Origin of the sequence: Pseudomonas sp. SAR267, assembly GCF_052077595.1 — a bacterium.
GTDB classification, from domain to species: domain Bacteria; phylum Pseudomonadota; class Gammaproteobacteria; order Pseudomonadales; family Pseudomonadaceae; genus Aquipseudomonas; species Aquipseudomonas vlassakiae.
Genome location: NZ_JBQIHU010000001.1, coordinates 2,960,442 through 2,982,800, shown reverse-complemented (window position 1 = coordinate 2,982,800; position 22,359 = coordinate 2,960,442). Strand labels below are relative to the sequence as shown.

Sequence of the window (22,359 nt, the reverse complement as noted above, 5' to 3'; positions counted from 1 at the left end):
GTTGACGAGGGCAGGCGAAGCCATTCACCAACCCCCTTGAAGCGCTCCTGCCGTTTACGGCATCCCTCACCGCATTTTTTTTGCAACATCACCCTCAGCCAGGAGGGTGATGTGTTTGCATGGTGTTTACCGATCGGTCAGTGCGAGGGTGAGGGAACGCTCTCGTGGAAAGCTGCCCGCTCGATCTGGATGGTGCAGTGATGGATTTCGAATGCATCGCTGACAGCATCCACGACGGCCGCCAACACAGCATCCCCATCTGCAGAATCCCGAACCACTACGTGCGACGTCATCACGTTACTGCCACTGCTGACAGCCCACACGTGCAAGTCATGAACGTCCGTCACGCCATCTACTCCGAGGATGGTGGCCTCGATTGCCGTAACGTCGAGCCCCCTCGGGACACCCTCCATGAGGATCCCCAGGCTTTCGCGAAGCAACTGCCACGTCCGCGGCAGAACCCAAAGGCCGATCGCCACAGCGACAATCGTGTCGACCCAGGTCCAGCCGGTGAAGCGGATGATAAGTGCCGCGATGATTACGCCAAGCGAGCCGAGCATGTCGCTCCAAACTTCGAGGTAGGCTCCTTTGACGTTGAGGCTTTCGTTGCTCGCAGATGCCAGAAGGCGCATCGAAATTAGGTTGATGATCAGGCCGGCGATTGCGATCCACATCATCGCTCCGGTAGCGATCTCCGCCGGCATGAAGAAGCGCTGGTAGGCCTCATACAAGATGTACATCGCCACCAGGAAGAGCAGCACGGCGTTGAACGTCGAAGCCAGAATTTCCAGGCGCGCATAGCCGAAGGTTCTTTTCTGATCCGCCGGCCGCTTGGCTATCTGAAGTGCAATCAGTGAGATCGCCAAGGCGGCAGTATCTGTGAACATGTGAGATGCGTCCGACAGCAGCGCCAGGCTGCCGGTAATCCACGCACCGATCACTTCTGCAATCATGAAGCTGCCAGTCAAGCCGAGCGCCATGATTAGCTTCTTCTGATGCCCCTCGCGTACTGCAGCGCTGCCATGGTCATGATTTGAACCCACGTATTTCTCCTTGCGCAGGGTTGTGGTCTCGTTGGCCTTCCTGTCTACCTAGCCTTAGAGCGTCGCTTGGCCACACTGACTGCAAAATCTTGCTCCTGCACTCAGCAGCGAGCCGCAGGCGGTGCAACCACTCGATAGCGGTGTTCCGCAGTTTAGACAAAAGCGTGCTGACGGATCGTTGGCCGTCCGGCACTGCCTGCAGCCCTGCAGATCTTTGATGGGGGCAGGAGTGGGAGGGCGCCCGCCGTCATACACCTGATTACCGCCGTCGCAGCCCTGCTGCCGGCCATGGCGATCATATTGCTCGGCCCCATGTCCCCCGCTGTGGTGCTTGCCTCCACCGTGGTTTCCACGGCCATGGTGCCCGCCCAGGATGTTTTTGAAAAAGCTCATGGTATTCGCCCCTCATTGATGGGTGACATATTAACGAGCAAAAGTTGAAAATTATGTTCTGCTCGCGAGAAAGACTTGTAAGTTGAATTGAAAGTTCAAAATTAGCCTACGACAAAACGAAACCGTTTTGTTTGTGAAATTAAATTTATCTAGCTGAGCGGAGCATTGCTTTTGGTGGGTAGTATTCCCCTAATTTTGATCATAGCGTGATCAATGACAATCAAAACAGCAGTAATTGGATTTCTGTCAGCATTGTAATCCCGAGGTCATCGTGTCGTTATCAGGTCCCGGAAATAATGCGCTCAGCGAGATTCATTTCTCTTTTTATCCCTATGCCTCACACATACTAAGCGTCCCCAACGCCTAGGGGCCTAAGGCCTCTGACGCTCCGCACATTGCGCAATCGCTCAGCATCTGTCGACGGTTTGCCTTGTAGCTCCCGCTAACTCCATAGCTACCGCCATGGATAAGCAGCTTCCAGAGTTTGATAATGACACCTTCCAAATCCATTGTTCACACCCTGTTAAGCAAATGGATCTTTGCTATTCGCAATGCGCGGCAGAAAGGCATCAGTACTAATTTGCTAATCGGCCTGGTGACTTTTTGGTTACTGCTATTCGCGAACGCTGAGCTCTGGAACGTGCTCTGGAAGCTGGTATTCAAAACCGATGAAGTGAACTGGCAGCTAGCGGCTAGCCTCCCAGTCATAGTATTCGCATGGGTGTTTACCGTTCTGAGCTTGCTGTCATGGGGGCGGCTGGCCAAACCCATACTGTGCCTGGTACTGATCAGCGCGTCTTTTGCGAGTTACTTCATGAATGCCTACGGCATCGTGATCGATTACACAATGTTCACCAACGTTGTGGAGACCGACGTCGCTGAGGCAACCGAGCTGCTGAATTGGAAGCTCGGTCTTTGGGTCGCAATGGTTGGGGTGTTGCCCGTCTACCTGATTGCCCGGGTTCCCCTCCGGCGCAAGCCTTGGGCCAAAGCTTTGGTCAGCAGGTTCATTGCTCTGTCGCTCGCTCTGTTGACCTTATCTGGCATCGCGTTGAGTCAGTACCAGTCGTATGCCTCCTTGCTGCGCAACAATCGGGAGATCCGGCTGATTCTGGTACCTACCAACTTGTTTGCGGCTGGCCATGGGTACCTGAAGCGTCAGCTGGCCTCACCTAAAACGCTGACGGCCATTGGTACTGATGCGGTAGTTAATCGACAGGGTGCGGCTCGTAAACCCAGGCTGCTGGTACTGGCAGTAGGAGAGACCGCTCGCTCCGCCAACTTCTCCCTCAACGGCTACTCCCGTGAAACGAATCCGGAACTAGAAAAGCGAAATGTCATTAGCTTCACGAACGTGAGCTCCTGCGGTACCGCTACCGCGGTCTCGCTGCCATGCATGTTCCTGGACGTGGGTAAGGCCCAGTACAAAGATGGCTTGGCCAAGAGCCGAGAAGGGCTGCTCGACGTGCTTCAACGCGCTGGCATCAGTGTCATGTGGACTGACAACAACTCGGGGTGCAAAGGGGTCTGCGACAGGGTTCCCAACCACAAGGCTGCCTCTCACGCGGATTCCCAACTGTGCACCAGCGAGGAGTGTAAGGACGGGGTGCTGCTCACGGAGATGCAAGACTTCATCAAGCGCCAGGAAGGCGATGCTGTCCTGGTGCTCCACTACAAAGGCAGTCACGGCCCGGCCTACTACAAGCGCTACCCCTCGCAATTCAAGAAATTCGCACCGGTGTGCGAGACCAACGAGCTCGACAAATGTAAGCAGGAGGAGGTGGTCAATGCCTACGACAACTCAATCCTCTACACCGATTATGTGACTGCAAATCTCATCGATATCCTGGCGGCCAACACCAAGTTCGACACTGCGCTGATGTACGTTTCGGACCACGGCGAATCGCTGGGGGAGGGTGGGCTCTATCTACACGGGCTGCCTTACGCGATGGCTCCTGACGAGCAAACAAAGGTGCCGTTGGTACTTTGGATGTCTGACTCGCTCGCGAAGAGCGAAAAGGTCAACGTGGGTTGTTTGAAAGCTCAAACCACGTCACCGCTGAGCCACGACAACCTGTTCCACACCGTGCTCGGCATGATGAACGTCCAGACGTCTTCGTATCGCTCAGCGCTGGATTTCACTGCCCCTTGTAAGCCCTTTGTCGGAGGCTCTTATTCTGGCCTCTGAATGTTCGATGTGGACCGGATCATCGGCCAGGCGGTTCTGCACCAGCCTGCTTTGACAGCTGAGAGAAGCTGGACTAATTACATAGCTTGAATCGCCCCTGGTTTCCTAGACACTCTCCAAGCTCAGGAAATAGCGTTTCTCATACTCTATTGGAGACAGCTGCATAGCACTGCTGTGTCGGCGTTTAGGGTTATAGAACATTTCGATGTAATCGAAAATATCACTTCGGGCTTCTTCACGGGTTGTGTAGATCTTTCGTCGGATGCGCTCCCGCTTCAAAAGTTGGAAAAAGCTCTCGGCTACGGCATTGTCGTGGCAGTTTCCCCGCCGACTCATGCTGCTGATTACATTGTTAGCCTTCAAGAAGCTTTGCCAATCTGAGCTACTGAACTGACTACCTTGATCTGAGTGAATCATCACTTGCTGCTGTGGCTTGCGTCGCCACACAGCCATCAACATTGCGTCGATAGCCAGGTCGCTGCACATCCTTGGCTTCATTGACCAACCAATTACTTGGCGTGAGAACAGATCCAGCACTACCGCTAGATAGAGCCATCCTTCATAGGTGCGGATGTAAGTGATATCTGTCACCCAGACCTTGTTCGGCTCACTGACCTTGAACTGCCGCGCGAGGTGGTTGGGCGAGGCCACTGTTGGTTTTCCACCGTAAAACCCTGGACGCCGCCGATCGCCCGTTTGCGAACGCAGCCCCTCCGCCTGCATCAAGCGCCCGACTCGATTTCGTCCGCATTCCTCTCCCAGCTCACGTAGGTCATCGTGAATTTTGCGGTAGCCGTATACACCTCCGCTTTCTAGCCAAGCGTGCTTGATCAAGCCAAGCAGACGTTGATCTTCTTTTGCTCGGGCAGATTGAGGCTCGGCCAGCCAGGCGTAGTAGCCGCTGGGGTGCACCTTGAGGGTTTGGCAAAGGCGCCGCACCGGGTAATCAGTCGAGTGCTTCTTGATGAAGGCGTACTTCAGCCGCACTCCTTGGCAAAGTACGCGGCGGCCTTTTTTAAGATGTCTCGCTCTTCCGTCACGCGCTTGAGTTCAGCGCGTAGCTTGCGCAGTTCGGCCTGCTGATCGTCGTCTTGCTGACGCTGCTCTTGGGGCTTGCTGTAGACCTTGATCCAGGCGTAAAGACTGTGCACGGACATGCCCAGGCGCTGGGCGACATCGGCGACAGGTTTGCCTTTCTCGGTCACTTGCTTGACCGCTTCGATCTTGAATTCTTCGGGGTAACGCTGACGACTCATGGCACCTCCTATTTGGGCCTCATTATGAGGCTTGGAGGTGTCTACGAAACCAGGGGCGATTCAGCTGCATTCAACAACCCAAGCGGAAAAGGAAGTTTTGCATGAGCATCAAACCAGGCCCAAAGCGCACCAATGAAGATGGCACTCCGGACAAAAGGCAGCGAGTCACCCCTGAAAAGCAGAAGGACCATCCGGACCTGAAACCCCACAAGCACAAAAAGGGGGAGTAAGAAAAAAGCAGCTCTCGGGAGCTGCTTTTTTTTTGGGGCTGTGTGCAAACCCTCCCGACCGTCTCGCTGATCAATCGGACCGCGTCGTGAGTCTTCCGCTTGGCTTGATGGATTCTGAAGCTACCTCCGGATCGGTTATCCCTTCAGTGCGGACGACGAGACTGATATCCCAGAGCGTTGAGCTGATACTCGCTGACAGCCCGAAATTGTGATTCTGCGATTTGACGCAGGCGCTCAACCTCTTCGGCAGATGAGCCAGAAGCCTGCGCCTCGTGGTATTGCTTCATCGCATCCACTGCGTCGGTATACATGGGGTGGTCGGGGAGAAGAGCTGGCATCTTTTTCGTCATGTAGCGGCAGGTCCTCACTGGATAGTCGACGGTGGTTTACCTGCTTTGAGGAGCTGAAAATCAATGACCGCCTGATAGAGCGAATCTGCCAATGGGTGAAGACGCTGTACCTCAAGGTCTGGCAATCCAGCAGCCTCCGCTTCGTGGGCCTGTCGGATAGCTTCAAGCGCTTGCCTCATCAGTGGCTCACCAGCCTCGACCATTCCAATGAATGTGCGCTTCACAACATTTTGCTCCATTCAGCTGAAGATGAATTATAGGACACCGCGGCGTGGCAAGGCCCCGAGCAGCATAGGTGTTCGACGCCCGACTGAACGAATCAATGAGGAGCGCGCTGGCCTGGGGAGTGGCCAGGGCGCGTGTCGTAGCTACGTTGTAAACCACTTTTTTTCACTGTAAACCACTGTGGTTACAGTGAAAAAAAGTGGTTTACAACAGGCCTCCTCAGGCCTGAGTCAGCTCCAGCAGATCGCCCAGTTCCTCCCGGGCCATCTTCACTCTATCCATTCTGCGATAAGGATTGTTGGCGCTGATGGAAAATTGACCCACCCTGCCGATTGAAATTTGACCCAGGGCGGATTGCTGATTTTGTTACCAGCAACTGTGGATAAGTCTACCAGCGCAGCTGCTTTTGAACCCACTCCCTCGCTGTCCCAGTTCAGCTGTTGAAGACCTGCCACACGCAGCCATGTAGCAGGCCGTCGTCGCCATGAAATCAGAACGGCTCATCGTCCTCCGGTTCTTGGCCGCCCTTACGCTTTCGCTCCCGTGATTTGATCTTGGCCTGGGCCGCCAAGCTACTGTGTTGCAGGCGATAGGACTCGTTACCGGTTTCGACGATGTGGCAGTGGTGGGTCAGCCGATCCAGCAGGGCGGTGGTCATCTTGGCGTCGCCGAACACGCTCGACCATTCGGCGAAGCTCAGGTTGGTGGTGATCACCACGCTGGTGTGTTCGTACAGCTTGGACAGCAGGTGAAACAGCAACGCACCGCCAGCCTGGCTGAACGGCAGATAACCCAGTTCGTCGAGGATGACCAGATCCATGCGCAGCAGTGCCTGGGCGATCCGCCCGGCTTTGCCGTCGTGTTTTTCGCGCTCCAGCAGATTGACCAGATCGACCGTGGAGTAGAAGCGCACGCGCTTGCCATGCCGGGTGATGCCGGACACGGCCAGCGCGGTGGCTAGGTGGGTTTTACCGGTGCCTGGCCCACCGATCAGCACCACGTTCTGCGCGGTGTCGGTAAAGGCCAGGCTGGCCAGCTCGCTGATCAGGCGTGCGTCGGCGCTAGAGGTGTTGAAATCGAAGCTGGCCAGATCGCGGTGCATCGGCAGCTTGGCCATGTTCATCTGGTGGCTCACCGAGCGCATGGCGCGATCTGTGTGCTCTTGTTCCAGCAGGTGTTCGAGCAGCCACTTGGACGAGGCTGTGTTCGACTCACCCTGTGCAGTTAACTCCGCCCAGGCCGTGGCCATGCCGTGCAGGCGCAGCTCCTTGAGTTCCGCCATCAAATCACGCATGACCGACCTCCTCGGCCTGGCCACGCAGGCGGTCGTAGCGCGCCGTGTTAGCGACGGGGGCTTCCTTGAGCGACAAGTGGGTTTCGACGCTGGGTGGTGGTTCGGTCGCGGCCAGCCGTGCCACGACATTGAGGATGTGTTCGGCGCTCAGGCTGCCGCTCTCCAGTACCAGCTCAACGGCTACCAGCACGGCATCGAGTCCGGCGACCGGTACGGCAGCCAGGACTTGCGCCATGATCCGGTCACCGCCGGCATGACGCCCCAGACCGTGCTTAAGCTGACGCAGCGGCGCTGGCAGATCAGCAAAGGGCGCTCCGTTGCGCAGCGCACCGGGCTTGCGTTCGATCAGCGGGAGGTAGTGCTGCCAGTCATAGCTGACCTGGTCGCGATCCAGCAAGCGGACATGGCTGGCAATCAGCGCATCATCGGCCACCACCTCGATTCGCGTCGGATACAAACGGCTGCTGACCCACTTACCCGCGTACTCACATGGCACCGAGTAGCGGTTGCGCCCGACGCTGACCAGGCAGGTGCTGGAGACCCGCGCAGGCCGCTCGACGTAACCGTCGAATGGCGCTGGCACAGGCATCAGTTCAGCGCGCTCCAACTCCAGCACTTCGGCTACACTCAGCCCGCTGTATTGAGGGTGCGTCAGCTCGTTCCAAAGCGCGCGGCAGCGCTGGCCCAGCCAGGCATTGAGTTCCTCGAAGGAGTGAAAATGACAGTCCTGGGCGTCTAGCCAGATGCGCCTACGGCTGTCTTGCACGTTCTTTTCAACGATGCCCTTTTCCCAACCAGCGGCGACGTTGCAGAAGTCCGGATCGAACAGGTAATGCGCGCACATCACCGCAAAGCGCGCATTCACCGCCCGGCCTTTGCCCTTATTGACCTTGTCGACGGCGGTCTTCATGTTGTCGTAGATGCCCCGGCGCGGCACGCCGCCCAAGGCGCCGAACGAGCGTGTATGGGCGTCAAATAACATCTCATGGCCCTGGCTCGGATACGCCACAAGCCAGAACGCACGGCTGGCACACAGCTTCAGATGTGCCACCTGCATACGCCGGTAAATGCCGCCGACCAGCAAGCCTTCCTCGCTCCAGTCAAACTGAAACGCCTCGCCAAGAGCAAAGGTCAGCGGCACAAAGGCCTGCGACGCCTTGCCCTGTCCCCCTCGCCAGGCACGGATAAACGCGGTGAGCTGGCTGTAGCCACCGTCATAGCCTTCGGCTTTGATTTGCGCCAACAGCGCCTTGGCACTGCGCCGCTGTTGCTTGGGCCGCAGCGAATCGGCTTTTAGCGCCTGCTCCAGCGTGGCGTGAAAAGGGCTGAGTTTGTTGAAGATCGCGCGGCGTTGGTACACCGGCTGCTTGGCCTCAGGTGCTCTGACCCACTTGCGAATCGTGTTGCGCGCCAACCCGGTGCGCTTGGCTATCTCATGCAGCGACAGCTTGTCGCGGAAATACATCCGGCGGATTTTGCCCATCATTTCCATACTGATCACCCTGTGTTCTCCTGCTCAAAAATTGAGCAGGAGCAGTTGAACACCTGGGTCAGTTTTCAGTCGGCAGAACAGCCTCTACTGGGTCAGTTTTCGGTCAGCGGCAACAAACCTGGCCTCCCAAAGGTGCTTGAACGCCTCCCTGGTCGACTTCCCCAAATACACCGCAATCTCCGGTCCCAAGATATAGCCACGCCTGAATCTGTCGATGGCTTGAGGCTTAACCATCAATTGCGTACGCCGGCCTCGTTCGACAGCAGTGCTCCATAGCAGACCCAGTCGAACGAACGCGTATGCGCATTGTTCTTTGACGCCTAACAGCGCAGCAGCCTTGACTACCGACAGGCCGGGAAAGACCGGACTCTTGTTCTCAGCTCGGGCTTGTTGCCACGCTGCAAAATCTTGCGGCTTGAGTAACCACGCCCCTACCGCAACCGAGCCATTCTCAGCTGGGCCGTAAGCGCGAAGTTCACCTGCACGTATTGCCTGAACCAACTCGACCAACCCACCCCCCTTGGGCAGAGAATGCTTGGCCAAGTAGTTGATCGACACCAGGCTCTGGTCAGAGCTGGTAGGCAGCTTCTCATCAATCAATTCGTTGATCGAGCGGCAGTCAATCAGCCACCTTTCGCCTGGGCGCGGTTCTCCACCAAAGAACTGGAGGGTACCACCAGCTAGCAGCTGCCTAACCCGATTGCGACAGAGGCTTAGCAAAGTCGAGGTTTCTTTCATATCAGCCACGCCCTGGAGATGCTGCGAGATTGCCTTCAAATGATCCAGGTCCACGACCGTAAAGACTCGATCTTCATGGACCTTCTCCCGATAGGCGATTTGTCCCTCCTGATGAAGGCGTTTTATGACTGATACCCCGAGACCACAAGCTTCAGCAGCAGAATCGAACGACACCCAACGATGTCTCTCAATCGTCTCCTCACTCAAATTGCGATTTCGCTTCGCTAACGGTGCTTCCCACGCATGCTGCAGAAATGATTCGAACTCTCGACGAAGAAAGTCAAAACAAGAGTCATCCAGATCACGGTGGATGTCGTGGTATATCGGGCCGAACGATCTGCTGAGCGTCCAATGTTCGTTATCGGAATGGACTGCCTTGAGGCCACTCAGCAGTTCTCTGAATGCGAGAGGCCAGTTCATGAGAACCACGCCCGCCGCGTTTGCCATAAGCCGCGATATCTCTAGCGAACCCGAATCAGCAACCTTCAGCGGCTGGGTTCTTTCCGTAGGCAAACTTCTGACAGCGAGACGCGATGACAACTCGTGAAACTGTTCGTAGGTGAGGGCCGCCAATCCCGCGTCAGCTGGCAACGAGTCGGCGTAAAACCTATCTTCAAAGCCAGAGGTGAGCCAGGCGGCCGTATCACTCGCCGGCGCGATCTCAAAATTGGTCCCACTCAATGAGGTGCCACACGCTTGGCAACTATTCGCACTCATTGCGCTTGGATCGGTTTCCTTCAGACAGTTGGGGCACCGCCCGTGGAGTTCAGTGCCGTGGACAGAACACGTCGTAACCAGGGTCAAGCCCCAGCTTTCTCTCCAATAACCGGCTTCGCCCAAACAGATCGGACAGTAACGAGCGTGATGAGTCGTCCATAACTTGACCCCCTTGGGCCTTGGATCACGAAACTCAGCAGATACCGCAGGCCAGCTCAGTGGTCCTTCCATCATCTGCAGCCAGTCCGCAACATCGGTCTCGTCGGCTCGTGCAAAGGCGGTGAGCAGTTCCTTTCTGGGTAATCCGTTGGCTTTCGCCAGGCGCTGCAGGTACCCCAAAAGACTTTCGTCTTGGTGTGGTCGTGGGTTGATTAAAAGACCAAACATTCCTACACATCCATGAAATCGAAGACATAAAAATCAGGGGAGTAGAGCCGGGCCGATAAGCCCGGCCCTTGGCCGTCAGGTACTGCTCTCTTCGAACGTCTCAAACGGCTCCCGCTTCCCGAACAGAGGCTGGAAATTGAAGCTCGCACTGAAGGGGTTTCGATCCTCGGTGGCGTAGCTCCAAACCTCGTCTTCAAAAGCCTGGGCCAGCACAGGAAGTTCAATCCCGACAAGGTCCTGGACTTGAACCAGCCAAACAGCCCTGTCCACAATCTTGATGAGGTAGTCGATCAATCCATAGGAAGCCAGGTAGAAGCGTTTAATCATCGCTGGCTCTACAAAACTGATGGTTTGAACAGGCAGTTCGCCCTCGATTGCCTGCAACAACATCACGAAATGAAGAGACGTATTAGCGGAGAAGGTGAAGCGATCGTATGCCACCGTGGCCGAAAACCTGCGTCGCAGTTGCTCGTTTGCTAGCAGGAGATTTTCGGTGCGCTTCAGCCCAATCAGAACAAACGCGATACTGGTTTCATTCATCAGACTCTTGATCCAGTCTGCTGCCTCATACGCACCATTACGACGATAATCGACCAGGTGCTGCGCCTCATCGAGGACCAACATCTCCACGCCAAGGTTCTTCAGCAGCAGGACTACTCGCGCAAATTTAACCTCTGCCGAATGTCCTCGTGCCTCTGCGAAGGGATCCTTCAGCTCTGCCAAAATGGCTGCTGCCAGGTTCTTTTTGGTTGGAGACGAAGGCATCTCGACGAACAGAACTGTCCGCTTCTGTGGGTCATGGCTCTCCAATTCCTCCAATGACCGAATGTACTCCTTGACCAATGTGCTCTTGCCCACTCCGCTTGGACCTTGGATCAGCAACCCTTTACTTGCTCTGGTACGCCGACTATCGCCGTGGATATCGCCTAGTCGCGTCAACGCTCGCTCGACTTGAGGGCTGTGAATAAAACGATCGCGGAGCGTAAAGCTGTATTCACCATGCTCGTAGCATTCGTACAGATTGATGGCGTTCATGGCTTAGAACTCCCAGCAGGGCGACGAACCGAGACCTTGAAGGCTGCTGGCGGAATGTTAGGAATAGAGTCACCGGTCCATTCCACTTCAGCGAGTACCTTGGGTGGAGGCGTGCTTTCGGTCACTCGACCCTCCTTGTCGATTTTCGCTATGGCAGCTGCGCGTCGTTTTCTGAGCGTCTGCGAACGGCGGGCCTCGTCTGCATCTTCCATAATTTCCTGGTAGCACCTGTGCGTAGCCTCGAAGCTAGGCTGCTCATTATATTTTTCTCGCAGCGCTTTCTCGGCAGCCTTCCACACCTCCCTGCTCTTACCGGCCATTCGCTCATCTTTGGCGGGCACTTTGAAGAACAAGTTTCTGAAGCGGTCGTGAACCCAAACGTGCCCGGCTTCGTCTCGATAGCGGACGTTTACCTTTTCTCCGTCTGCCAAACGCATACGGAGCTCAGCAAGTTCCGTAGAGTGGTAGCCCACTTTGGCAACCTCGATGCCGTAATGGTGAACCTTCACCGAGGCCCGCTTGGCCAGAATGCACTCCAACGAGTCCAGGTCGACGGGAAGGCTGATGACATGGTTCGCCTCGCTAGTCCCCCAGACTTGAGCCGGTGTTCTGTTGTCCAGCCCCCGATGAGGAGTCTGGTGGTAACCATCGACGATCCATTTCACTACCACCGCCTCCAATTGAGGGAGCGTGAAACATGCATTCTTCTCCGAGTCGTAATCGCCACGCTGCTGGATATTCGAGAAGGTGGTACCCGGGAGGTTGTGGATAAGCCCCAGGTTCTGTGTGCTGAAAAAGCGTTCGACGGCACCTTTCCTTTGAGGGGCCCTTGAAGCGGGATACATGATCTCGATACCCAACTCGTTGAATCCCATGATGAGATCGCCCGCGTGAAATTCCGCTGCGTTGTCTGGGACTATTCGAGCCGGCAGCCCACGTGCCCACCATTCATTTCTCACTTTCGGAAAGCGCTTCAGCAATTCGGCTTTTGGACGGATTGAGCGTTCGATCACACGAAGCACGGTTTCCGTATTTGGCGCCGACAGGTGGAGCAAATATCCCATCACCATTCGAGAGAAGCGGTCGAGGACGATCGTCAGATAGGGGCGCCCAATGCACAGCCCCGAGGTTTCATCCACAAGCTGGACGTCCAACAAGGTGTGATCAATTTCCCAACGTTCCAAAATCTCATGGACACGTAGGACACCCGCCGCAACACGGTGCTTCTTGTCTGCTGCGTGTTTTCCGAGCCTCTCCTTATCCACAAGGTACGGATCCAGCTTGGCGATGTACCTTCGGACAGTCATTCCGCTTGGGATCTTGAGCTGATCCGAAGGCAAACGACTTTTGTTCCTCTCTTTTATCTGATCTTCGAATTCTGAAACGACCACGCTGACCGCTGGAATCGTATCCTGCAGGTAGGTTTTATTAATCACCCCTTCAAGAATAACTTCGAGCTCTCCCTGTATCGCGGCAGCCCGACCCTTTTTGGCATGCTGAGGGATAAGCTTTACTACGTTCTGGCCAATGTATTTGGCTGCCCAACGTCGAATAGTGGAAACCGAGGGTGCGCACGCATCCCCAATCTTTTTGGCGATATCTCTAAGTTTCTTGATCATGTCTTCGTCACCCGGTAGCTTGTATTTACCGCGCTTAGTTAGGTCGTCCAGATACTTGCGTCGACGCAATGCCTCATCTCCATGTTTTTTGGGGAAGCATGAAATATCTGGAGGGACGTTCCGCACATACGGAACCTTCCCAAGGTATGGCTGATCAGCGGAGATCTCGATCTCGCGCTTCTCGTAGGCCTCATAGAACTCCTTCTCGGATAGCTTCGTGGGCTCACCAAGCTCATCGAAAAAGAGCAGCTTCCGGTCAATAAGCCTCTTCTCAAGCACCATCAGTACGCCACGAACGATGACGACCAATTTCACCCTAAGGGAAAAGGTTTGCATGACGGTGCCCCCCTTGCAGGAAGACCGGGGAGTCAGTGTCAATTGACCTATCAAGGTCAATGCCCACCACCCCAAGGCCTAACAAGCGCCAGGCTTTCCCCTCACCAACCACGTAGAGCAGATCTGCAACGGTCATAGGCGGCCATTCGTTGAAGGTCGCCATTACCTCCTCCAACGCCTGATGCGAAAGCTCTGGACCGCGCCGGTGATACATCAGCCTTCTAAGATTGGTAGCCAGGGGTTCAGCTTCAATTAACTTTTCAGTGATCACCGAAAAGTTACGGGCAGTGGCGTTGAAGTAGCGCTCAGCGGCATCCAGTCGCTGCCTGACGCTGGCAATCTTCAGTCGGTCGTGAGGCTTCACTTCAAACCACCACTCGCGCCCATCCGCGAGGAAAACCTGTACGTCTGGGTAATATTTGAAGTAGCCCTGGAGCGATGGAACACGTTCCTCACTGGGCTGCGGGACGTAGCCGATGACCGCAGGAGACAGCTCAAGAAGCCGAAAAAGAGCGCCTTCGAGCTGGGACTCCCAGGGCACAGGCTTTTTATTTTTGAGCGATGGGAAGTAGCCGCGGTAATGGTTGGACCGCCGCGTGACCACCTTTCGTACTGTCATGAAACACCTCCGAAAATCTCGAAACGAGCGCCGACGCTGCGCCAAAAAATCAAGGCGCAGGGCGGGCGAAGTGAGGCCTTTCGACAGGCAACACTGTGCCGTCGAGTAACCTCGCTAAGGTCGAAAAAATGGGAGAGGATTGACAGTCGCTTCGAAAAAGCAGACATTGCGGGTTCTGAGGACGCAAGTCTGCTTCGCTAAGCGCGGTCAGTCCTCTCGGGATTGATCGCGTTTTTCTACATTTTCAGGTCTCCTTTTCTCTCATTGGTCATGACTCTCATGACTGATCAGAATCTAAAGCAATCGGCTTGCTCTCTTTATTTCTAAACGGCCACTTCGTGATCGCTGGAGCAATTTGGATCAGGTCTGAAGCTCTCGCTTCAAACAGCTGATTTGGCTGAAAATCTTCAGTGCAAAGCGGAAAAGTTGGTCATAGATCTTATTCCAACATCCCTTCGAAATCTACAAAAAATCCAAAATGGCAACTTCCACCAAATTCCATTTCCATACTAAATTGTTCAAATTAATACTTAACACGTACGCTTAATTAACTATTAAGGTGTTCAAATATTAGTTTTAAAGTCCTCTCAATCTCTCTGCTGCTCAGATCCGCCCGCCGACCCTCTCAGCACTTCCAGCGCCCCATCAAATCACTTCCTCAAATCCCCCCATCTGCATCATTTTCCAATGAGCGGAGTAGGGCGCCCCGGCAGGAATTCCAGGCAAAAAAAAGCCCGCGAAGGCGGGCTTGATGGTGACCGACAGGGGCCATGGTTGAAGCCCGGCCGGTCATCTATTTGTGAAAGCGTGCAGCTTTTCTGTGAACCTACACCGGATCAGAAGTCCAGGTTCGACACCGACAGCGCATTGCTTTCGATGAAGTCACGGCGTGGCTCCACCGCGTCGCCCATCAGGGTGTTGAAGATCTGGTCGGCGGCAATCGCGTCTTCGATGGTGACCTTGAGCATGCGGCGGACGGTTGGGTCCATGGTGGTTTCCCACAGCTGCTCCGGGTTCATCTCGCCCAGACCCTTGTATCGCTGAATGGTGTGGCGCTTGGTGCTTTCGTTCATCAGCCAGTCGAGCGCTTCCTTGAACTCGGTGACTGCCTTGCGACGTTCGCCGCGCTGCACGTAAGCACCCTCGCCGAGCAGGGTAGACAGCTTGGCCCCTACGGTGACCACCGAGCGGTAGTCGTTGCTGCCGAAGAAGTCGCGATTGAAGGTGACGTAGCTGGCAAGACCGTGGGAAGTGACTTCTACTTCCGGCAGCCAGACATTGCGTTCCTTGTCTTCGCGCAGGCTGGCCTGATAGGCCAGGCCCGACTTCTGGCTGCTGTTCAAACGCTCCTGGAACTTCACCAGCCACGCTTGCATCACGGCGTGATCGGCCAACTGTTCCAAGGTGATTTCCGGCAGGTAAATGAAGTGCTCGGTGATGTCTTCCGGGTACAGCCGCGACAGGCGCTTGAGGGTCTTCATCACCGCGCGGAATTCGTTCACCAGGGTTTCCAGTTGTACACCGGAAACGGCTGGCGCCGATTCGTCCAGATGCAAGCTGGCATCTTCAAGGGCCGATTGAGTCATGTATTCTTCCATGGCCTCGTCGTCCTTGATGTACTGCTCCTGCTTGCCTTTCTTGACCTTGTACAGCGGCGGCTGCGCGATATAGATGTAGCCGCGCTCGACCAGCTCCGGCAACTGACGGAAGAAGAAGGTCAGCAGCAGGGTACGGATGTGCGAACCGTCAACGTCAGCATCGGTCATGATGATGATGTTGTGATAACGCAGCTTGTCGATGTTGTACTCTTCGCGGCCGATACCACAGCCCAGTGCCGTGATGAGCGTGCCTACTTCCTGGGACGAGATCATCTTGTCGAAGCGTGCTTTCTCGACGTTGAGAATCTTGCCCTTCAGCGGCAGGATCGCCTGGGTGCGACGGTTACGGCCTTGCTTGGCCGAGCCGCCTGCGGAGTCACCCTCCACCAGGTACAGTTCGGAAAGGGCAGGGTCCTTCTCTTGGCAGTCCGCCAGTTTGCCCGGCAGGCCGGCGATATCCAGCGCGCCTTTACGGCGAGTCATTTCGCGGGCTTTACGCGCCGCCTCACGGGCACGTGCAGCGTCGATCATCTTGCCGACAACGGCCTTGGCTTCGTTCGGGTTTTCCAGCAGGAAGTCGGCGAAGTACTTGTTCATCTCTTGTTCCACGGCGGTTTTCACCTCCGAGGAGACCAGCTTGTCCTTGGTCTGCGAGCTGAACTTCGGATCCGGCACTTTCACCGAAATGATCGCGGTCAGGCCTTCACGGGCGTCGTCACCGGTGGTGGCAACTTTGTTCTTCTTGGCCAGGCCTTCCTGCTCGATGTAGCTGTTCAGGCTACGGGTCAGCGAGGAGCGGAAACCGACCAGGTGCGTACCGCCGTCACGCTGCGGAATGTTGTTGGTGAAACACAGCAGGTTTTCGTTGAAGCTGTCGTTCCACTGCAGGGCAATCTCGACACCCACGCCATCGTCACGCTGGACATTGAAGTGGAAGACCTGCGAGTTAACCGGGGTCTTGTTGGTGTTGAGGTATTCAACGAAGGCCTTCAAACCACCTTCATACTTGAAGAACTCTTCCTTGCCCGAGCGCTCGTCCTTCAACAGGATGCCAACACCCGAGTTGAGGAACGACAGTTCGCGAATCCGCTTGGCCAGTATGTCCCAGCTGAAGTGAATGTTCTTGAAGGTTTCAGCCGACGGCTTGAAGTGGATGTGGGTACCGGTAGTTTCGCTGTCACCAACAACGGCCATCGGAGCCTGCGGGACCCCGTGAACGTAGGTCTGCTCCCAGATCTTGCCACTGCGGCGAACAGTCAGCACCAGCTTCTCGGACAGGGCGTTCACGACCGATACACCTACACCGTGCAGACCGCCGGATACCTTGTACGAGTTGTCGTCGAACTTACCGCCGGCGTGCAACACAGTCATGATGACTTCGGCTGCCGAAACGCCTTCTTCTTTATGCACGTCAACCGGAATGCCGCGACCGTTGTCGCGCACACTGATGGATTCGTCCGTGTGGATGATCACCGTGATGTCATCGCAGTGACCGGCGAGGGCTTCGTCGATCGAGTTGTCGACCACTTCGAAGACCATGTGGTGCAGGCCGCTACCATCATCGGTGTCGCCAATGTACATGCCGGGACGCTTGCGTACGGCATCCAAACCTTTCAGCACCTTGATGCTGGAGGAGTCGTACGTTTGATTTTCGCTCATGCCTTCACTCCCGATGGTCGTGGGTCTGGGTGATACGGCCATGTTCCACGTGGAACAAGGCAACTGGCGTTTCCGTTTGCCAGCCTTCCCTCAGTAATTCGTGATCTACACAGGTGATAAACACCTGGCAGCGTAATTCTTCTAGCAAGCGGCACAGTGCGCGTCGATGCTGGTCATCCAGCTCGGACGGCAGGTCGTCAACGAGATAAATACAGTGGCCGCGACGAGCCTGACTGACGAGATGGCCCTGTGCGATGCGCAGTGCGCACACCACCAGCTTTTGCTGACCACGCGACAGGATGTCGGCTGCATTATTGGCAGCCAGACGAAGACGCAGATCCGCACGCTGAGGGCCGGCCTGGGTATGACCCATCTGCTGATCGCGAAGGACAGAGGAGGCGAGCACTTCTTGCAGTTCCCGGTCCTTGTCCCAGCCTCGGTAGTAGCTCAGGGTCAACCCGTCCAGCTCGACCAGTTCGCTCAGGGTTCGCTCGAAGACGGGCTTCAAGGCCTTGATGTAGTTGCGACGGTATTCATCTATTTCCGCGCTGGCCAGGCATAACTCTCTGTCCCAGGCGGCTTGCGAAGCAGCGTCAAGTGTACCATGCCGCAACCATGAGTTCCGCTGCCGCAGCGCCTTCTGCAAGCGCTGCCAGGCGGGCAGAAAACGAGGTTCCACGTGGAACACTCCCCAATCGAGAAACTGTCGGCGGATTTTCGGTGCACCTTCCAGCAACCGAAAACTGTCCGGGTTGATCAGTTGCAGCGGCAACAGTTCAGCCAGTTGAGCGGCGCTCCTGGCATTCTGCCCGTCAATGCGGATAGTGAATTCGCCCGCCCGCTCCCGTGAAACACCCAGGTTGCTGGTGCCACCTTCAGCCAACTGCACTTCGCCAAATACTGTACAGGCAGGCTGTTCGTACTGAATGACCGGGTTCAACCGGGTACTGCGAAATGACCGGGCAAGGCCAAGCAGGTGCACGGCTTCGAGCACACTGGTCTTGCCGCTGCCATTGGCGCCGTAGAGGATATTGATGCGGGGGGACGGTGAGAGAGTCACCGGGTGCAGATTACGCACCGCGGTGACCATGATACGTCGAAGGGACATTTCGTCTGCTACGAGTTACAGACGCATCGGCATGACAACGTAGGAGGAATCGTCGTTGCCAGCTTCCTGCAGCAAGGCACTGCTGTTGGAATCAGACAGAATCAGACGAACTTGCTCGGTAGTCATAACGCCCAGCACGTCAAGCAGGTAACTGACGTTGAAGCCGATCTCCAGCGAGCTACCTTCGTAGTCCACACCGATCTCTTCTTCTGCTTCTTCCTGCTCAGGGTTATTGGCCTGAATTTTCAGTTGGCCGGCAGCCAGCTGCAGGCGAATGCCACGGTACTTTTCATTGGAGAGAATAGCGGTACGGCTGAACGCTTCACGCAGCGCTTGACGGTCACCCACCACCAGCTTGTCCCCCCCCTTCGGCAGTACGCGCTCATAGTCAGGGAACTTGCCGTCGACCAGTTTCGAGGTGAAGGTGAACTCACCGGTGGTCGCACGGATGTGATGCTGGCCGAGAACGATGCTGACCATGCCTTCCGGATCGGTGAGCAGGCGCGCCAGTTCAAGGATACCCTTGCGTGGAACGATGACCTGATGGCGATCATCCTGTTCGATCGGTGCGCTCATCGAGCACAGTGCCAGGCGGTGACCGTCGGTGGAAACCGCACGCAGGGTGTTGCGCGACACTTCCAGCAGCATGCCATTGAGGTAGTAACGCACGTCCTGCTGGGCCATGGCGAAGCTGGTGCGCTCGATCAGACGGCGCAGTTTGCTTTGCTCCAGGTTACAGGTCAGCGAGCCCGGGCCTTCTTCCACAGTGGGGAAATCGTTGGCAGGCAGAGTCGACAAGGTGAAGCGGCTACGGCCGGCTTTGACCAGCAGCTTCTGCTCGTCCACCTTGATGTCGATCAGTACATCGTTGGGCAGACTCTTGCAGATGTCCATCAGCTTGCGCGCCGGGACAGTGATCTCGCCTGGCTCAGCCGGCTCTTCCAGTTGCACGCGGCCAACCAGTTCGACTTCCAGATCGGTACCGGTCAACGACAGCTGCTGGCCTTGCACGACCAGCAGGACGTTGGACAGCACCGGCAAGGTCTGGCGGCGCTCGACGACACCGGCGACCAGTTGCAGGGGTTTCAACAGGGCTTCGCGTTGAATGGTGAAATGCATGGTCTAGTCCCTTGCCTTCAATTAGCTGCGCTGGCGATCATCACGTCGTCAGCGTCCGCAGCAGGTTCTTGTAGTCCTCGCGGATGTCCGCGTCGGATTCCTTCAATTCATTGATCTTGCGGCAGGCGTGCAGCACCGTCGTGTGATCGCGACCGCCAAACATGTCGCCGATTTCCGGCAGACTGTGGTTGGTCAGCTCCTTCGACAGTGCCATGGCAACCTGACGGGGGCGCGCAACGGAGCGCGAGCGGCGTTTGGACAACAGATCGGCAATCTTGATCTTGTAGTACTCGGCCACGGTACGCTGGATGTTATCCACACTCACCAGCTTGTCCTGCAGCGCCAGCAAGTCTTTCAACGACTCGCGAATCAGCTCGATCGTGATGTCACGACCCATGAAGTGCGAGTGAGCGATCACCCGCTTCAGGGCGCCTTCAAGTTCACGTACGTTCGAGCGAATACGCTGAGCGATGAAGAACGCGGCATCATGCGGCAGCTCGACCTTGGCCTGGTCGGCCTTCTTCATCAAGATCGCCACACGTGTTTCCAGTTCAGGCGGCTCGACGGCAACCGTCAGGCCCCAGCCGAAGCGCGACTTCAGGCGCTCTTCCAAGCCTTCGATTTCCTTCGGGTACCGGTCGCTGGTGAGAATCACCTGCTGGCCACCCTCGAGCAACGCATTAAAGGTGTGGAAAAACTCTTCCTGGGAACGCTCTTTACGGGCGAAAAACTGGATATCGTCGATCAGCAGCGCATCGACCGAACGGTAAAAACGCTTGAATTCGTTGATCGCGTTCAGCTGCAGCGCCTTGACCATATCCGCGACGAAGCGCTCGGAATGCAGGTACACCACCTTCGCATTCGGATTTTTCTTCAGCAGGTGGTTACCCACGGCATGCATCAGGTGGGTCTTACCCAGGCCGACGCCGCCATAGAGGAACAGCGGATTGTAGCCATGCTTGGGATTGTCGGCGACCTGCCAGGCAGCAGCGCGGGCCAACTGGTTCGACTTACCTTCTACAAAGGTCTCGAAGGTGAACGTTCGGTTCAGATAACTGGTGTGCTTGAGCGCGCCTTCCACCTGAACAGTGCGCTGTTCGGTACGGCTGCCAGCAGCCGTTGCCGAAGGGCTGTCCCCCATGCTGTCGAAGCTGTCACTCGAAGCCTGTTCAACGACCTCGTTCGCTTGCGTCGCCTCTGTTGCTGGAGCCTGCGCCGGTTCGGCAACAGTGGTAATCGCAGGCGCACTGGCCTGTTGCGTCTGGCTTTGCGCAAGGGTGGCAGCCACTGCGGCACTGACGGGTGCATTAGGTGCAGCACGTGGGGCAGAGCTGCGACGACTACCTATTAACAAGGAAAGGGCGGGCGCAATGCCATCGCCGTTTTCACCCAACAGTTCGAGCAGACGGCCGAGGTACTTTTCATTCACCCAGTCGAGCACGAAACGGTTCGGCGCATAGACGCGCAACTCGTCGCCTTCGGCTTCGACCTGTAGCGGACGGATCCAGGTGTTGAATTGCTGGGCAGGCAGTTCATCGCGCAGAAGCTCCACGCACTGCTGCCAAAGTTCCACTGACACGGATATCCCCTGAGTTGAAAGCCGGATGAGGCAAAAACAAACCGCCATTGTACCGGTCGAGCGATCAGTTATCCACATGTGGAAACATTCTGAGCCATGACAAAACAGCCATTTAGCGGCCAAAACGTCTCTCAGCGACTGTGAATAAGCTCTGTGGATAACCGCCTATGAAGGCTATGCACAACCCAGGGTTGCAGCCTGTTGATAACTCTGCTGTGGATAACGACCTTTTCTATCCACAGCCTTTCAGCAGCTCCATCACAAGCGCAGCACCTGTTACCGACAAGGTTTCGGACTCTGTAGGCCTCGTGATTAAAGGGCTTCAGTGGGTTATCCACAGAAGGTTATCCACTTAAGATCTATAAGTTCTTCAGAAAAGCTTTTTATATGTCTCTTCTTTTTTTTCATTTTGTCGTCCGTCTGCGTGACTGATCAACCCTTCCTGGCCCAGCAGCTATCAGGACGCCTTCTATAAGGAAAGACTGGTTGGAAATTGACCTATGGGCTTGCTTTCTCTAGAATCGCCGATCTCTTAAAAAGGGGGCCATTCCGGCCCGTAGTCGACAAACCAGGTAACAACGCCATGAAACGTACTTTCCAACCAAGCACCATCAAGCGCGCTCGCACCCACGGCTTCCGTGCCCGTATGGCTACCAAGAACGGCCGCGCTGTTCTGTCGCGTCGTCGTGCCAAAGGCCGTAAGCGTCTGGCCATTTGATTTTTCGGCACAGGTGGTGAGTCAGGACTTCAGTCGGGAAAAGCGTCTGCTTACACCCCGGCACTTCAAAGCGGTCTTCGACTCCCCAACCGGCAAGGTTCCAGGGAAAAACCTGCTGATCCTTGCTCGCGAGAACGGCCTGGATCATCCAAGGCTTGGCCTGGTGATCGGCAAGAAGAGCGTCAAGCTCGCCGTTCAACGCAACCGCCTCAAGCGCTTGATGCGCGATTCCTTCAGGCTCAATCAGCAATTGCTGGGTGGCCTGGATATAGTGATCGTCGCGCGCAAGGGATTGGGTGAGATAGAAAACCCGGAATTGCACCAACACTTTGGCAAGCTCTGGAAACGCCTGGCGCGCAGCCGGCCAACTCCAGCGGCAAACGCCGATTCCGCAGGGGTAGACAGTCAAAATGCGTAAACTGGCCCTCGTTCCGATCCAGTTTTACCGTTACGCCATCAGTCCCCTGATGGCCAATCACTGTCGTTTCTACCCCAGTTGCTCCTGTTACGCTCTTGAAGCCATTGAAAACCATGGCCTCTTGCGTGGCGGGTGGCTAGCCGTTCGTCGCCTGGGGCGTTGTCATCCGTGGAACGACGGCGGTTTCGATCCCGTTCCCCCCGCTCCTTCCTCCCGAACTTCTTCGATAGCCGAGTAA

Annotated in this window: 20 protein-coding genes; 5 read left to right on the top strand and 15 right to left on the bottom strand. The window is 56.0% G+C overall.

The features are described from left to right. Window positions 1-137 precede the first annotated feature (137 nt). Window positions 138-1,043 carry a cation diffusion facilitator family transporter gene (locus ACTORR_RS14360; RefSeq protein ID WP_010951438.1) on the bottom strand — a complete coding sequence of 302 codons (906 nt, stop codon included), beginning with the start codon at window positions 1,041-1,043 and terminating at the stop codon, window positions 138-140. Window positions 1,044-1,097: 54 nt separating this feature from the next. Then, window positions 1,098-1,436: a zinc ribbon domain-containing protein gene (locus tag ACTORR_RS14355; protein ID WP_079732563.1), complete on the bottom strand. Its 339-nt coding sequence runs from the start codon at window positions 1,434-1,436 to the stop codon at window positions 1,098-1,100. Window positions 1,437-1,926: 490 nt separating this feature from the next. Here ACTORR_RS14355 and ACTORR_RS14350 point away from each other — a divergent pair, with 490 nt between their 5' ends. Next, on the top strand, window positions 1,927-3,624 hold the full coding sequence (locus ACTORR_RS14350; RefSeq protein ID WP_003298414.1) for a phosphoethanolamine transferase: 1,698 nt from the start codon (window positions 1,927-1,929) through the stop codon (window positions 3,622-3,624). Between the two features lie 105 nt (window positions 3,625-3,729). Here the strand turns inward: ACTORR_RS14350 and ACTORR_RS14345 are convergent. After that, window positions 3,730-4,880, bottom strand: a protein-coding gene (locus ACTORR_RS14345; protein WP_096426389.1) for an IS3 family transposase whose coding sequence is annotated in 2 segments (ribosomal slippage) — window positions 3,730-4,646 and window positions 4,646-4,880 — 1,152 coding nt in all. Because the reading frame shifts where the segments join, the coding sequence is not laid out codon by codon here. A 101-nt stretch (window positions 4,881-4,981) separates the two neighbouring features. Here ACTORR_RS14345 and ACTORR_RS14340 point away from each other — a divergent pair. Beyond that, window positions 4,982-5,110: a hypothetical protein gene (locus ACTORR_RS14340; RefSeq protein ID WP_003253468.1), complete on the top strand. Its 129-nt coding sequence runs from the start codon at window positions 4,982-4,984 to the stop codon at window positions 5,108-5,110. A gap of 143 nt (window positions 5,111-5,253) precedes the next feature. Here ACTORR_RS14340 and ACTORR_RS14335 read toward each other — a convergent pair whose 3' ends face one another. From ACTORR_RS14335 to dnaA, 12 genes are all read right to left on the bottom strand, one after another. Next, window positions 5,254-5,460, bottom strand: a complete 207-nt coding sequence (locus tag ACTORR_RS14335) for a hypothetical protein (protein WP_003298411.1) — start codon at window positions 5,458-5,460, stop codon at window positions 5,254-5,256. Between the two features lie 14 nt (window positions 5,461-5,474). Further along, the gene (locus ACTORR_RS14330; protein ID WP_003298409.1) at window positions 5,475-5,684 is read right to left on the bottom strand and encodes a hypothetical protein; all 210 of its coding nucleotides are present in this window, start codon (window positions 5,682-5,684) and stop codon (window positions 5,475-5,477) included. 491 nt (window positions 5,685-6,175) lie between these two features. Beyond that, window positions 6,176-6,979 carry an IS21-like element ISPst3 family helper ATPase IstB gene (gene istB / locus ACTORR_RS14325; protein WP_160468540.1) on the bottom strand — a complete coding sequence of 268 codons (804 nt, stop codon included), beginning with the start codon at window positions 6,977-6,979 and terminating at the stop codon, window positions 6,176-6,178. After that, a complete protein-coding gene (istA, locus tag ACTORR_RS14320) occupies window positions 6,972-8,471 on the bottom strand; it encodes an IS21-like element ISPst3 family transposase (protein ID WP_153575526.1) in 1,500 nt (499 codons plus the stop codon). Before istA ends, istB begins: the two co-directional genes overlap by 8 nt. An 84-nt stretch (window positions 8,472-8,555) precedes the next feature. Then, window positions 8,556-10,313, bottom strand: a complete 1,758-nt coding sequence (locus tag ACTORR_RS14315; protein ID WP_441343689.1) for a TniQ family protein — start codon at window positions 10,311-10,313, stop codon at window positions 8,556-8,558. Window positions 10,314-10,388: 75 nt separating this feature from the next. Then, a complete protein-coding gene (locus ACTORR_RS14310; protein WP_010951429.1) occupies window positions 10,389-11,348 on the bottom strand; it encodes a TniB family NTP-binding protein in 960 nt (319 codons plus the stop codon). Then, entirely contained in the window at window positions 11,345-13,303 is a 1,959-nt protein-coding gene (locus ACTORR_RS14305; RefSeq protein WP_016497347.1) for a DDE-type integrase/transposase/recombinase, read from the bottom strand. The genes ACTORR_RS14310 and ACTORR_RS14305 overlap by 4 nt, the downstream gene beginning before the upstream one ends. Further along, on the bottom strand, window positions 13,284-13,922 hold the full coding sequence (locus tag ACTORR_RS14300) for a TnsA endonuclease N-terminal domain-containing protein (RefSeq protein WP_011953077.1): 639 nt from the start codon (window positions 13,920-13,922) through the stop codon (window positions 13,284-13,286). Before ACTORR_RS14300 ends, ACTORR_RS14305 begins: the two co-directional genes overlap by 20 nt. 836 nt (window positions 13,923-14,758) lie before the next feature. Further along, the gene (gene gyrB, locus ACTORR_RS14295; RefSeq protein ID WP_099815202.1) at window positions 14,759-17,179 is read right to left on the bottom strand and encodes a DNA topoisomerase (ATP-hydrolyzing) subunit B; all 2,421 of its coding nucleotides are present in this window, start codon (window positions 17,177-17,179) and stop codon (window positions 14,759-14,761) included. Window positions 17,180-17,183: 4 nt separating this feature from the next. Continuing rightward, on the bottom strand, window positions 17,184-18,287 hold the full coding sequence (gene recF, locus ACTORR_RS14290; RefSeq protein WP_262109426.1) for a DNA replication/repair protein RecF: 1,104 nt from the start codon (window positions 18,285-18,287) through the stop codon (window positions 17,184-17,186). A 15-nt stretch (window positions 18,288-18,302) separates the two neighbouring features. Next, entirely contained in the window at window positions 18,303-19,406 is a 1,104-nt protein-coding gene (dnaN, locus tag ACTORR_RS14285; protein WP_054884436.1) for a DNA polymerase III subunit beta, read from the bottom strand. 40 nt (window positions 19,407-19,446) lie between these two features. Then, on the bottom strand, window positions 19,447-20,985 hold the full coding sequence (gene dnaA, locus ACTORR_RS14280; protein WP_262109429.1) for a chromosomal replication initiator protein DnaA: 1,539 nt from the start codon (window positions 20,983-20,985) through the stop codon (window positions 19,447-19,449). A gap of 583 nt (window positions 20,986-21,568) precedes the next feature. Between dnaA and rpmH the strand changes: the two genes are divergently transcribed. Genes rpmH through yidD form a run of 3 tightly spaced genes read left to right on the top strand, consistent with a single transcriptional unit; the run spans window position 21,569 to window position 22,359 of the window. Then, window positions 21,569-21,703 (top strand): 50S ribosomal protein L34, encoded by a 135-nt coding sequence (gene rpmH, locus ACTORR_RS14275; protein ID WP_003253163.1) that lies wholly within the window; start codon window positions 21,569-21,571, stop codon window positions 21,701-21,703. A gap of 13 nt (window positions 21,704-21,716) precedes the next feature. After that, a complete protein-coding gene (gene rnpA / locus ACTORR_RS14270; protein WP_082433472.1) occupies window positions 21,717-22,121 on the top strand; it encodes a ribonuclease P protein component in 405 nt (134 codons plus the stop codon). After that, complete coding sequence (gene yidD / locus ACTORR_RS14265) at window positions 22,114-22,359, top strand: membrane protein insertion efficiency factor YidD (RefSeq protein ID WP_079230263.1); 246 nt, start codon at window positions 22,114-22,116, stop codon at window positions 22,357-22,359. Before rnpA ends, yidD begins: the two co-directional genes overlap by 8 nt.